The organism is Nocardioides sp. Root240 (assembly GCF_001428825.1).
Classification (GTDB): Bacteria; Actinomycetota; Actinomycetes; order Propionibacteriales; family Nocardioidaceae; genus Nocardioides.
The window spans coordinates 245743-258444 of sequence record NZ_LMIT01000009.1; the positions used below are offsets into that span (position 1 = coordinate 245743).

12 protein-coding genes are annotated in these 12702 nt (G+C 71.8%); 10 read left to right on the plus strand and 2 right to left on the minus strand.

Going from position 1 to position 12702, the window contains the following annotated elements; genetic code table 11:
* The first annotated feature begins 40 nt into the window (after positions 1-40).
* Entirely contained in the window at positions 41-1240 is a 1200-nt protein-coding gene (locus ASE20_RS09155) for a glycosyltransferase (protein WP_162260991.1), read from the plus strand.
* A 6-nt stretch (positions 1241-1246) separates the two neighbouring features.
* Complete coding sequence (locus ASE20_RS09160; RefSeq protein ID WP_056894255.1) at positions 1247-2296, plus strand: MaoC family dehydratase; 1050 nt, start codon at positions 1247-1249, stop codon at positions 2294-2296.
* Here ASE20_RS09160 and ASE20_RS09165 read toward each other — a convergent pair.
* Positions 2283-2780 (minus strand): DUF6174 domain-containing protein, encoded by a 498-nt coding sequence (locus ASE20_RS09165; RefSeq protein ID WP_056894256.1) that lies wholly within the window; start codon positions 2778-2780, stop codon positions 2283-2285. The two genes, ASE20_RS09160 and ASE20_RS09165, sit on opposite strands and share 14 nt — an antisense overlap.
* Before the next feature lie 196 nt (positions 2781-2976).
* On the opposite strand from ASE20_RS09165, the gene ASE20_RS09170 reads away from it, so the two are divergent.
* From ASE20_RS09170 to ASE20_RS09200, 7 genes are read left to right on the plus strand one after another with little or no spacing between them, the layout of a single operon-like run.
* Positions 2977-4476 carry an ABC transporter substrate-binding protein gene (locus tag ASE20_RS09170; RefSeq protein WP_056894257.1) on the plus strand — a complete coding sequence of 500 codons (1500 nt, stop codon included), beginning with the start codon at positions 2977-2979 and terminating at the stop codon, positions 4474-4476.
* A gap of 10 nt (positions 4477-4486) precedes the next feature.
* Positions 4487-6469 (plus strand): ABC transporter permease, encoded by a 1983-nt coding sequence (locus tag ASE20_RS09175; RefSeq protein ID WP_082612278.1) that lies wholly within the window; start codon positions 4487-4489, stop codon positions 6467-6469.
* Position 6470: 1 nt separating this feature from the next.
* Entirely contained in the window at positions 6471-7253 is a 783-nt protein-coding gene (locus tag ASE20_RS09180) for an ABC transporter ATP-binding protein (protein WP_056894258.1), read from the plus strand.
* Complete coding sequence (locus tag ASE20_RS09185) at positions 7250-7957, plus strand: ABC transporter ATP-binding protein (RefSeq protein WP_056894259.1); 708 nt, start codon at positions 7250-7252, stop codon at positions 7955-7957. Before ASE20_RS09180 ends, ASE20_RS09185 begins: the two co-directional genes overlap by 4 nt.
* Entirely contained in the window at positions 7954-9537 is a 1584-nt protein-coding gene (locus ASE20_RS09190) for a choice-of-anchor P family protein (protein WP_056894260.1), read from the plus strand. The genes ASE20_RS09185 and ASE20_RS09190 overlap by 4 nt, the downstream gene beginning before the upstream one ends.
* Positions 9538-9555: 18 nt before the next feature.
* On the plus strand, positions 9556-10122 hold the full coding sequence (locus ASE20_RS09195) for a hypothetical protein (protein ID WP_056894261.1): 567 nt from the start codon (positions 9556-9558) through the stop codon (positions 10120-10122).
* A 13-nt stretch (positions 10123-10135) separates the two neighbouring features.
* Positions 10136-10777 carry a TetR/AcrR family transcriptional regulator gene (locus ASE20_RS09200; RefSeq protein WP_200952753.1) on the plus strand — a complete coding sequence of 214 codons (642 nt, stop codon included), beginning with the start codon at positions 10136-10138 and terminating at the stop codon, positions 10775-10777.
* Here ASE20_RS09200 and ASE20_RS09205 read toward each other — a convergent pair.
* Positions 10746-11930 carry an MFS transporter gene (locus ASE20_RS09205; RefSeq protein WP_056894262.1) on the minus strand — a complete coding sequence of 395 codons (1185 nt, stop codon included), beginning with the start codon at positions 11928-11930 and terminating at the stop codon, positions 10746-10748. The genes ASE20_RS09200 and ASE20_RS09205 overlap by 32 nt on opposite strands.
* A 56-nt stretch (positions 11931-11986) precedes the next feature.
* Here ASE20_RS09205 and ASE20_RS09210 point away from each other — a divergent pair, with 56 nt between their 5' ends.
* Positions 11987-12547 carry a histidine phosphatase family protein gene (locus ASE20_RS09210; protein WP_056894263.1) on the plus strand — a complete coding sequence of 187 codons (561 nt, stop codon included), beginning with the start codon at positions 11987-11989 and terminating at the stop codon, positions 12545-12547.
* Positions 12548-12702: the final 155 nt, after the last annotated feature.

Sequence of the window (12702 nt, forward strand, 5' to 3'; positions counted from 1 at the left end):
TCCCGCACGGCCCGCACCTTATCGGGTATTCATGGGCGCCATGAGTCGTCGCACCCCGACGCGGCTGCGTGCCGCGTTCACCCGCTCCCTTCGCGACGACGACCCCCGGCCGCGGGTGGTCTTCCTGGTGATGGGCATCCATGGACGCAGTGGTGTCTCCCGGGCGGTGCTCAACATCGCCGGAGCGCTCGTGTCGACCCACCGGGTCGAGATCATCAGTGTCTACGGCGGTGGCTCCCACGCGTTCGCGGTCGACCGGCGGATCCGCGTCGACAGCCTGATCCCCGTGGCCTTCCGGCGCCGGGACGCCCTCCCGCGCAAGCAGCGCGCCCTCGCGTTCCAGCCGAGCGCGGTGGTGAAGGACAAGTACCTCAACGCGCTGACCGACGCCGCGCTCACGACGGCACTCGGCCGGCTGCGGCCGGGCGACGTCCTGGTGTCGACGCGTCCGGTGCTGCACGTGGTGGGGGTCGAGCTGACCGACCCCGGCGTGGTCCGGATCGGCTGGGACCACTTCAACTACCCCGCGCGTCAGAAGCCCGGCCAGGGCAGCCGGAAGATCGCGCGGGCGATGCCCGGCCTCGCGGCGTTCGTGGTCCTCACCGAGGCCGACCAGCGCGACTACCGGGGTGACTTCGCGGGCGCGCGGATCGACGTGATCCGCAACGCGATCCCGTGGCGCGGGCCGGCCGAGCGGCCGGTGCGGGACAGCAACACGGTCGTCGCCGCCGGCCGGCTGGCGCCGGTCAAGGGCTTCGACCGGCTGATCGCCGCCTGGGCGAGCATCGCCGACGAGTTCCCGGACTGGCGGTGCCGCATCCTCGGCCAGGGGCAGCTCGAGGACGAGCTCCAGAGGCACATCGACGCCTCCGGCTCGACCACGGTGAGCCTCGCCGGCAACTCCGACGACATGCCGGGCGAGCTGGGGAGGGCCGAGGTCTTCGCCATGTCGTCGCACCACGAGGGCCTGCCGATGACCATCATCGAGGCGCTGAGCCAGGGCACCCCGGTGGTCACCTTCGACTGCCCCCGTGGGCCGGGCGAGCTGGTCGACGAGGGCAACGGGCGCCTGGTCCCGGACGGTGACGTACCGGCTCTCGCCGCGGCGTTGCGCGAGCTGATGAGCAGCAAGGAGCTGCGCGACCGGCTGGGGGAGCAGGCGCTGCGCGACTCGCGTCAATACGACATCGATCACGTCGCCGACGTCTGGCGGAAACTGATCGCCGACCTGACAGAATGACCCCTCGTGACCAAGACGAACGCGGGCAACTTCTTCGAGGACTTCACCGTCGGCCAGCGGATCGTCCACGCGACGCCGCGCACCGTCACCGAGGGTGACCGAGCGGTCTACGGCTCGCTGTACCCGACCCGGTTCGCCGTGCCGTCGTCAGCGTCCTTCGCCGCGTCCGTCGGCCTCACGGAACCCGATGGGACGGGGCACCCGGTCGAGGAGCTGATCGCCTTCCACATCGCGTTCGGCAAGACCGTGCCCGACGTCTCGCTGAACGCCGTCGCCAACCTCGGGTACGCCGAGTGCCGGTTCCACCAGCCCGTCGTGCCCGGCGACACCCTTGCGACCACCTCCGAGGTGATCGGCCTCAAGCAGAACTCCAACGGCAAGAGCGGCGTCGTCTACGTCCGCTCCACCGCGACCAACCAGCGCGGCGAGGTCGCGCTGGAGTGGGCCCGCTGGGTGATGGTCCACAAGCGGGACGCCGACGCGGCGGCACCCGAGGCCGTCGTACCGGACCTGGCGGCGGTGGTGGACCCGTCCGACCTGGTCCTGCCCGCCGGGCTCGACTTCACGGCGTACGACTTCGCCGCGGCCGGCGAGGCGCACCGCTTCGACGACTACGAGGTCGGCGAGAAGATCGACCACGTCGACGGGGTCACGCTGACCGCGTCCGAGCACCAGCAGGCCACCCGCCTGTGGCAGAACACCGCCAAGGTGCACTTCAACGTCGAGGCCCGCCCCGACGGCCGCAACCTGGTCTACGGCGGCCACATCATCTCGATGGCCCGCGCCCTGTCCTTCAACGGCCTCGCCAACGCTCAGCTGGTCGCCGCCATCAACGCCGGCGCCCACACGGCCCCGGCGTTCGCGGGCGACACGGTCTACGCCTGGTCCGAGGTCCTCGACAAGGCCGAGACGGCCGCACCCGGTGTCGGTGCGCTGCGGCTGCGCCTGGTTGCGACCAAGGGCCGCGACGCGTCGATGACGCTGCGAGGCGACGACGGGAAGTACGCGCCGGGCGTGCTGCTCGACCTCGACTACTGGGCGCTCATCCCGCGCTGACGCGCACGTCCCTGATCACGTAGGTCACCTCGTCGTCGACCGCGTTCTCGATCTGGTCGATCGCGACGCGGCTCGGGTGGTCCTGGCCGTCGGGCCAGGTCACGTCGGCCTTGGCGACGCTCGGGTCGTTGGCCTTGGCGATCACGTCGTTGATCGTCAGGCGCAGGAACTCGGGGGCCGGCCTGCCCTTGCCGGGGTTGCGGAGGCCGGTCGCCGAGACGACCTCACCGTCGGCGACGGTCACCTCGACCGGACCGGTCATCGGGCAGAAGCACATCACCTCGAGGCGGTAGGTGTAGTCAGCCGGCGCGAAGGTCGGCCACGTGGGCGCGCCGTCGTCGGTCACGGTCGGCGACGGGTCGGTGCCGGTCGGGTCGCTGGCCGTGGCGTCGTCCTCGTGGCTGCAGGCGGACAGGCCGAGGGCGAGCACGGCGGTGAGCGCCGGGGCGAGGAGCGTGCGGACGACGGGGCGCGGGATTGACATGGGCCTCATGATGCCTGTGACGTGGGGGAGCGGTGCCGGGTTCCACGAGGAGCGAGGACACCGAGGTGGAACACGTTTCAGTTTTTCCTCCGAAGGGCGTGACCCGGGTCACACGGCGCCGTTAGTCTGATAGAGGTCTCATCGAGACTTCGTCCCGGCAGTGAATCCCAGCAGAGCTCCCCGAAGGGATTGGGTCTTGTCTCTGGTACGTCTCGCGCGCCTGATCGGCGCGTCCTCGCTCGTCCTCGTCCTCGCCGCCTGCGGCTCCCGCCTCGACCCGGACACCGTCGCTGACGCCAGCGGCGGCGGCAACAGCTCCGGAGGCACGGGCAACGGCTCGTCGCTCGGTGGCGACGCCGGCTCCGGCGACCTCGGTGACGCCGGTACGGGCGACCCCGGTGCGTCCGGCGGTGACGCCGGTGCGACCGGTGGTCCCGCAGTCAACGGCGGCGCCGGAGGCAGTGGCTCCGGCGGCAGCGGCGGCGGTGGTGGCGGCGGCACGGGTGGTGGCGGCACCAAGGGCTCCGCGTCGGGCGGTGTGAAGGCCGGCTCGTGCGCGGGCTTCAAGAACCAGAAGGGGATCACCGACAAGACGATCACCCTCGCCAACATCTCCGACATCTCCGGCCCGGTGCCGGGCATCTTCGAGTCGGCCCAGCAGGCGACCCGCGCGTACATCGAGTACTTCAACGCCTCCAACACGATCTGCGGCCGCAAGCTCGAGCTGGTCAACCTCGACAGCCGCGCCGACGCCGGTGCCGACCAGCAGGGCTACGTCAAGGCGTGCGACAACGCGTTCGCGGCGGTCGGCTCGATGTCCGCCTTCGACAGCGGCGGTGCCGGCACGGCCAACAGCTGCGGTCTCCCCGACCTCCGCGCGGTCACGGTGAACCCGGAGCGCCAGGCGTGCAAGACCTGCTTCGCGGCGTACTCGATCCGGACGAACCTGATCCCCGACTCGGCGGCCAAGTGGCTCGGCTCGAAGTACCCGAGCGCGGTCAAGAACGCAGCCGTCCTCTACATCAACGCCGGCGCGGCCCCGGTCAACGCCAAGAGCATGGCGGCGGGCTACGAGAAGGGTGCCGGCTGGGACGTGAAGTACCTGCAGGGCATCGACGTGGCCGAGTTCAACTTCGCGCCCTACGTCCAGCAGATGAAGGACAAGGGCATCAAGGCCGTGGCCTACCAGGGTCCGTACCAGAACACCGTGAAGCTCCAGCAGGCCATGCAGCAGCAGGGCTTCAAGCCGGACTTCTTCCTCCAGGACCCGACGATCTACGACGCCCGCTACCTCCAGCAGGCCGGCAGCCTCGCCGACAACGTCTACATCTACTCGGCCAACGACCTGTTCGAGAACCGCAACAACGCCGAGATCCAGCTCTACCTGTCCTACCTCCAGCAGGTGAAGCCGGGCGCGGTCCCGAACTACTACGGCCTCTACGCCTGGTCGGCCACCCGCCTGTTCGTCGAGAAGGCGGTCGCCCTCGGCGGCAAGCTCGACCGCGCCTCGCTGGTGCAGGCGGTGCGCAGCACGACGAGCTGGTCCGGCAACGGTGCGCACACCCCGATGAACCTGGGGACGGCGAACACCCCGCCCTGCCTGAAGGTCGCCCAGTACAAGGGCGGCAAGTGGCAGCAGGTCTCGCCGGGCAACTACATGTGCGGCCGGGTCGTCAACTCCGGCATCGGCGGCTGAGAGGTCGACGATGAGCTCCCTGTTCGCCTTCACGCTGCTGGGCCTGTTCACGGGCGCGGCCTACGCGATCATGGCCTCGGGGCTGGTGCTGACCTACACCACGACGCGGGTCTTCAACATCGCCCACGGTGCCTTCGGCATGGTGCTGGCCTTCACGTTCTGGGACTTCACCCAGCGCCAGGGCCTGCCCACGGTGGTCTCGCTGATCCTGGTGCTCGGCGTGGTGGCCCCGGCGATCGGCTGGTTCATCCAGCGCTTCGTCACCCGCGGCCTCGGTGAGGGACCGGTCTCGGTCGCCCTGGTCGTCACGGTCGGCCTCCTGGTCGGCCTGATCGGCCTCGCCCAGCAGATCTGGAAGCCCCAGCCGCGCGTGCTGCTCCCGTTCTACCCGGAGACGGGCTGGCAGCTCGGCGACACCTACATCACCGCGCACCAGGTGATCACGATCGTCTGCTCGATCATCGTCGCGCTCGGCCTCTACCTCCTGCTCAACCGCACCCGGATCGGTACGGCGATGCGGGCCTCGGTCGACAACCCGGACCTGCTCAAGCTGTTCGGCGGACGTCCCGACACGGTCGCCGCGCTGGCGTGGGCGATCGGCATGTCGCTCGCGGCCCTCGGCGGCATCCTGCTGACGCCGGTCGTCGGCCTCGACTACTTCTCGCTGACGCTGCTGGTCATCAACGCCTACGCCGCCGCGATGCTCGGACGCCTCAAGAGCCTGCCGCTGACCTTCGCCGGCGCGATGGGCCTGGGCGTCCTCGAGTCGTGGGCAGTGGCCTACCTGCCGACCGACGGCTTCTGGTCGACGATCCGCCCGGTCATCCCGGCCCTCTTCCTCTTCGCGATCGTCGTGATCATGCCGCAGGCGCAGCTGCGCATCGGCCAGGTCAAGGGCATCATCGCCGCGCCCGTGCCCTCGATGACCCGCGCGGCGGGCTCCGGGGGCGTGCTGCTCGCGTTCGCCTTCGTGCTGATCTCGCTGGTGTCGCGGTCCGACGTGCTGCTGATCGGGGTCGCGGCGACGTACGCGATGGTGATGCTGTCCCTCGTCCTCCTCACCGGCTACGGCGGCCACGTGTCCCTGGCCCAGTTCACCTTCGCCGGCGTGGGCGCGCTGGCCTACGCCAAGCTCGACGAGCCGAACCTGTTCGGTCTCGCGATGGCCGGACTGATCGCGGCCGGCGTGGGCGCCCTCGTGGCGCTCCCGGTGTTGCGGCTGACCGGGCTCTACCTCGCCCTGTCGACGCTCGCCTTCGCGGTGCTGATGGACAAGATGATCTTCCAGGCCGAGTACGCCTTCAAGTTCAACGGCGTGCTGGCGACCGAGCGGCTCTCGATCCTCGGGGTGCGGATCGGGAGTGACCGGTCCTACGTCTGGTTCATGGTGCTGTCCTTCGTGCTGATGGGCCTGTTCCTGCTGTGGCTGCGCCGTGGTGCGCTCGGGCGGCTGCTGATCGCGATGCGCGACAGCCCGTCGGGCTGCGGCACGCTCGGCCTCGACCTGCGCTGGTTCCGCGTCGGCCTGTTCTCCCTGTCGGCCGGCATGGCGGGCCTCGCGGGCGGCCTGTTCGCCGGCCTGCGCGGCACGGTCGGTGCGGCCGACTTCCTCTACTTCCAGTCGCTGCTGGTGCTCCTGCTCGCGGTCGTCTTCGGCGTCACCTCGGTCACGGGCGCGATGCTCGGCGGCACCGCGCTGATGCTGCTGCCGGTGTGGCAGTCGTCGGCGCCGTCGCTGGCCGGCCTGCTGTTCGCCGTCCTCGGCTTCGGCGCCGTGCTCCTGGGCCGCGACCCGAACGGGATCGCGAACCACCTCTTCAAGCTCGGCCGGCTGGGCACCGGACGCCTGCTCCCGCAGTGGGAGCAGCAGTTCCGGTTGCGCCTCGACGGGCTGCTCAAGCCCGGGCGTCCTGCGCCCGCGCACTCGATCGACCGGGTCGACGAGGCCGTGACCGAGCCGATGACCGGGCCGATGAACCAGGGGGTCAGCTGAGATGGGTGCACTGCTCGAGGTCGACGACGTCGTCGTGAAGTTCGGCGGCGTCACCGCGGTCAACCGGGCCAACTTCACGGCCGAGCGCGGGCAGATCACCGGCCTGATCGGTCCCAACGGTGCGGGCAAGACCACCTGCTTCAACGTGATCACCGGCCTGCAGCGCCCGACGTCGGGCCGGGTGCGCTACCGCGACCGCGACGTCTCCCGCTGGCCGGTCCACAAGCGCGCCAAGCACGGCATCGGCCGCACCTTCCAGCGCCTGGAGGCGTTCGGCTCACTGAGCGTCCGCGACAACGTCCGGGTCGCCCACGACATCCACGGCGGCCCGCTCGCGTGGGTGCGGCCCTCCGGTCGCACGTCGCTCGAGATCGACGTCCTCCTCGATCGTGTGGGGATCGCCGAGTACGCCGACGAGCGCGCCGACTCGGTGCCGACCGGCACCGCGCGCCTGCTCGAGCTCGCGCGGGCGCTGGCCTGCAACCCGCAGCTGCTGCTGCTCGACGAGCCGTCCTCCGGCCTCGACGAGACCGAGACCGACGCCTTCGGCGAGCTCCTCAAGGACCTCGCCGCCGAGGGCGCGGCGATCCTCATGGTCGAGCACGACATGGACCTGGTGATGGCCGTCTGCGACGACATCCACGTCCTCGACTTCGGCCAGATCATCGCGTCCGGGACGCCCGCCGCGGTGCGCACGGACCCGGCGGTCCAGCGCGCCTACCTCGGGTACGCCGAGACCGACCACGAGGGCGACCACACCTCCGAGATGGGAGCCGTGTCGTGAGCGTCCCCATCCTCGACGTCGTCGACCTGCACGCCGCCTACGGGCGCATCGAGGTCCTCCGCGGCGTCGACCTGTCGGTCCCGAAGGGCGCGGTCATGGCGCTCCTCGGCCCCAACGGCGCCGGCAAGTCCACCCTGGTCAAGGTGATCAGCGGCCAGAAGGAGGCCACGTCGGGCGACATCCACCTCGCCGGCGTGCACGTGCGCAACGCCAAGTCCGACGACCTCGCGCGCGTCGGCCTCTGCACGGTCCCCGAGGGCCGGTCGGTCTTCCCGAACCTCACGGTCGAGGAGAACCTGCGCCTGATGTCGTACGCCGGCGTACCGACCGCGGCGATCCTGGAGACCGCCTACAGCTACTTCCCGCGGCTGCACGAGCGGCGCAACCAGCTCGCCGGCACGATGTCCGGCGGCGAGCAGCAGATGCTGGCGATGTCGCGGGCGCTCGCGTCCGACCCGGCGCTGCTGCTGCTCGACGAGCTCTCGATGGGCCTGGCGCCGCTGATCGTCGAGGAGCTCTACGACACCGTCGCCCGGATCGCCGAGTCCGGCGTCTCCATCCTCTGCATCGAGCAGTTCGCCCGCACCGCGCTGCGGGTCTCCGACTATGCGGCCGTCATGTCCGGCGGTCGCATCGTGGCCACCGGTGAGCCCGGCGAGATCCTCGACACCATGGCCGACGTCATCCTGGGAGGGGCAGCATGACCCGCACGACTCGTCGTACCCGACTCCTGATCACCGGCGGGATCCTCGCCTCGACCCTGCCGCTGACCGGCGCCCCGGGGCTGACAGGTCAGGCGGCGCAGGCCGAGGACGGCGCACCCGCCTACGGCGGCTTCACCACCACCGCGTGGTCGACGCCGATCCGCATCGAGGTCTACGAGCCGAGCCTGCCGATCCCGGTCGACGCCGGGATCGCGCAGCTCGAGTTCGACATGGGCTACAGCAAGGTGAAGGCCGACTCCGGCATGTCGACCGGTCGCTCCAGCCTGTTCTGGCCCGGCGACCCGGTCGGCGAGGGCCTCAAGACCTTCGCCGAGCAGCTCGGCCTGCCCCCGACGCCGCTCACCGCCAACGGGTACCCCGTCCAGGTCAACTCGCAGTACCCCGGCGACACCCCGACCCAGAAGGACAACAAGATCCCCGGGTCCATCCAGCAGACCACGTCCGGCGACCGCACCGCGATCGCCGAGACCGGCTTCACCCCCGACGGCGTGGTGCTCGGGCCGGACGCCGACGAAGGCACCGGAGGCGGTACGACGGGCAACCCGCTCGGCGACCTGGCCAACCAGCTCCAGGGCCTCCTGGGCGGCGCGAAGAAGGCATCGGCCCCGGGCAACCCGCTGGGCATGATCGCCGACGTCGACGGCTACGTGTCGGTCAGCAGGATGGACGCCACGAAGGGCCCCGTCAACGCGGCCTCCCGCGCCACGCTCGGCGAGGTCCGGCTGCTCGGCGGCCTGATCACGCTCGGTGGCGTCGAGACGGTCGCCAAGGTGACCACCGACGGCAAGACCGCCAAGGCGAGCGGCAAGGCCGTCTACGGCAAGATGGTGATCGCCGGCCAGGAGTTCGGCATCGGTCCCGACGGCGCGATCGTCTCGGGCAAGACCACGCCGATCCCGGGCCTTTCAGACCTGCCGGCCGACGCGCTCCAGCAGCTCGGCATCACGTTCGTGGTGCCGAAGCCGGTCCGCACGGTCGAGGGCGACCAGGCCACCAGCGAGTCCGCGGCCCTGAAGGTCATCATCGAGACCAAGCTGCTCTCGCCGCTCCTCAAGGCGCTGCCCCTGAGCTCGATCACCAAGCTGATCCCCGACCTGCCCGGCCAGGCGGCCACGCTCAAGGGCGTGCTCTCCGGGCTCGGGTCGCTGTCGCCGAAGATCGTGCTGACGCTCGGCATCGCCCGCGCCACGGCCGACACGGTGCCGCCGATCTCGATCACCCCGGTGACGCCCGGAACGGTGACCCCGCCGGTGGCCTCCTCGCCCAAGCCGGCGCAGGGTTCGGTCGGCGTACCGCCCGTCGCGGGCGCGCCGACCCCGGCCGGCGCCGCCCCGACGCCCGCCGCCGGTACGCCGGTCACCGACCTCGTCGACGCGGCCCCGGCCAGCTCCGGACTGCCCGACCTCTACTCCATCCCGGGGATGCTCCTGATCGCGGCCTTCGCCCTCGCGGCCGTCGCGGGCAGCTGGTTCCGCCGGCTCGGCGTCGCCGCGCTCGGCGCCGGCGCTCCCTGTGCCCACGGCCTCGAAAGCGGCCTCCCCGACCTCCGCAAAGCCTGATCGAAAGGGCCACACGCCATGACTGCCTCCTCGACCCCAGCCAGCGGCGCCCGCACCGGCAGCCTCGGCACCATGCCGCGGGCCGGCCAGTCCCGCTCCGGCATCGCGCCGCTGAAGAACGACAACGCCGCGCTGCTGCAGGTCGTGCTGTTCTGGGTCGGCGCGATCCTGCTCCCGCTCGGCCTCGTGGTCATCGTGCTCGGCTGGTACGGCGCCGCGAACACGCCCTACCAGTACGACCAGCTGTCCTACCTCGTCTCCGGTGGCCTCCTCGGCCTCGGCCTGACCTTCTGCGGCGGCTTCCTCTACTTCGGCGCGTGGCTGGCGCGGATCGCCGCCGACGGCCGCGAGTCGTCGAAGCGGCTGGCCGACACCCTGTTGCTGCTCGCCGAGGTCTCCGCGACCGGAGCCACCACGGACGCGCAGGGCGTCGACCTGGGTGCGATCCCCGTCGTCGCCGGAGGCGGTACGACGATGCACCGCCGCGACTGCGCGCTGATCGCCCACCGTGACGACCTGGCCCCGGTCGGTGAGGCGAACGCCCACCTCACCGCGTGCCGGGTCTGCCGCCCCGGACGGGGGTGAAATGATGCCGGGTGTGGACGTCTCGACGGAGTCACCGCCCGGCACCGTGATGAGCGCCAAGGGCACCCGCCTCAACCGGCGTGGTCGCGAGACCCGCAAGCTGCTGCTGCGCGAGGCGGTCCACTGCCTCGCCGAGGGCGGCCCTGACGCGGTCAGCGCGAACGCCGTCGCCCGCCGCGCCGGCGCCACCTGGGGCACGATCCAGCACCAGTTCGGCGATGCCGACGGCCTGTGGGCCGCGGTCCTCGAGCACATCGCGGGGCAGGCCGGTTTCGCCGCGATCCCGGTGCCCACGCACCCCGGCATCACCGAGCGCGTGGACGCCGTCGTCGACCTGATGTGGCGGGCCGTGCAGCTGCCCAGCGCGGTGGCGTTCTACCAGCTGCGGGCCGGGCTGCCGCACCGCCGCGAACAGCTGGAGGAGGGCTTCCCCCGCACCGCGCAGGCGATCGCGCGCTGGGACGAGGAGTGGGCCGCGCTGTGCGAGCGGTCCTTCGCCGGGCTCGGCATCGAGGCGGGCAAGCTGATGCGGGTGCGCCACCTGCTCCCGGGCGCGCTGCGCGGGCTCTTCGCCGAGGGCGACCTCGGTGGCTACGTCGACGTCGACGAGGCCCGGATCGGGCTCAGGGACGCACTGACGGCGTACCTGGGCTGACCTCGGCGTCGCGCGTCGCGGCCGCGCTCGCGAACCACCGCGCCAGCGGCAGCAACGTCAGCACGAGCACCGTCGGGACCACGAAGCCGTAGCGCAGCTCGTCCTGCCCGACCACGCCGGTGAGCACCGCGCCGAGCAGGCCGCCGACGTAGTTGAACTGGTTGAAGCGCGCGATCACCGCGTCCACCCGCTCGACCGAGCCACCGGCGATCCGCGCCGCGGCGGAGAAGCTCAGCGGAGCCACGACCGAGATGCCGGTGCCGACGATCGTGAAGCCGAGCACCGCGACCGGCCACGTCGGCGCCACCGTCACCACGACGAGGCCCGCCGAGGCGACGACCGCGCCCACGCGCAGGACCGGGACGGCGCCGTACCGCTGGACGAGGTGGTCGCCCGCCAGCCGCACGAGCAGGCTGGCGACGAGGTAGGGGAGGGTCGCGAGCGCCACCCAGCGGGACGGGGCGTCGAGCACCTCGTCGATGTAGACCGCGCCCCAGGTCTGGGCGGCGGTGTCGACCATGTAGAACACGACCATCCCGAGGCCGACCATCAGGATCGGGCGCCACGGGACGCCCGGCAGCTCGCCGCCGGCCGCGTGGTCGAAGGCCGCGCTCTGCTCGCGCGGCAGGAACCCGGCGCCCGCCATCGCGACCGCGACGACCCCGATCAGCGCCGACCAGCCGAGGTCGAGGTCCGCCATCGCGAGGGTGGTGCCGGCGCCGAGCAGGCCGCCCAGCGTCCAGCCGCCGTGGAAGCTCGGGAGGATCGGGCGGCCGTACTGCCGCTCGATGGCGACCGCCTGCATGTTGGTCGCGGCGTCCACGACGCCGAGCGCGACGCCGTACACGCCGACCCCGAGGAGGTACGCCGCCCAGGCCGGCGCCGCGAGCATCAACGCCGCCCCGGCGCCCACCGCGACCAGGCCCGCGCGCAGCAGGTGCGCGCTCGACGTCCGCGGGGCCAGGCGCTCGGCCACCACCGAGCCGAGGCCGGCGAGGAGCACGATCCCCAGCAGCACCCCCGAGATGCCGAGCTCGCCGAGGTCCCACCGGTCCTTGATGTCGGGCAGGCGGGTGGTCAGACCGATGAAGACGAAGCCCTGGGTGGCGAAGGCGGCCGCGACGGCCAGGCGGCGGCGGGCGATCGGGACCATGCCCGGATCCTGCCACCGCCCGCTGCCGCGGGTGGGCAGGCTGGCAGGATTGGGGCATGGCCGACTCCGTGACCCTCGTCCGCCACGGCGCCACGGAGTGGAGCGTGTCCGGGCAGCACACCTCGACCACCGACCTCCCGCTCCTGCCGGAGGGCGAGCAGGGCGCGCACGACGTCGCGGCCCGGATCGACCCGTCGGCGTACGCCGAGGTGCTGACCAGCCCGCTGCGCCGCGCCCGGCACACCGCCGAGCTCGCCGGCTTCCCCGATGCCGAGGTCTGCGACGACCTCGTCGAGTGGCGCTACGGCGACTACGAGGGGCGCACCACCGCGTCCATCCGCGAGCAGGTCCCCGGCTGGACGCTGTGGACCCACGGCGCTCCCGGCGGCGAGACGGCCGACGAGGTGGCGGCGCGCTGCGACCGCGTCGTCGCGCGGGTGCTGGCGGCCCCCGGCCCGGTCCTGGTGTTCGCCCACGGACACGTGCTGCGGGTGCTCACCGCCCGCTGGCTGGGCCTGCCGCCCTCCGAGGGCCGGCTGTTCCGGCTCGACACCTCGACCGTCTCGGTGCTGGGCCACGAGCGGGAGACGCCTGTCCTCCTGCGGTGGAACGCGTAGGGCATGTCTCTCAAGTCGGCGCCGTCGCGAGCGGCGTTTGCGGCCGATCTGGCAAGGCGGCGGAGCGACGATGTNGCTCGTTCGCCCTTCGAGCGACGCCAACGCAGCCAGATCGAGTCGGAAACGTCGCGCAGCAGGCGGGGACTTGGGAGACA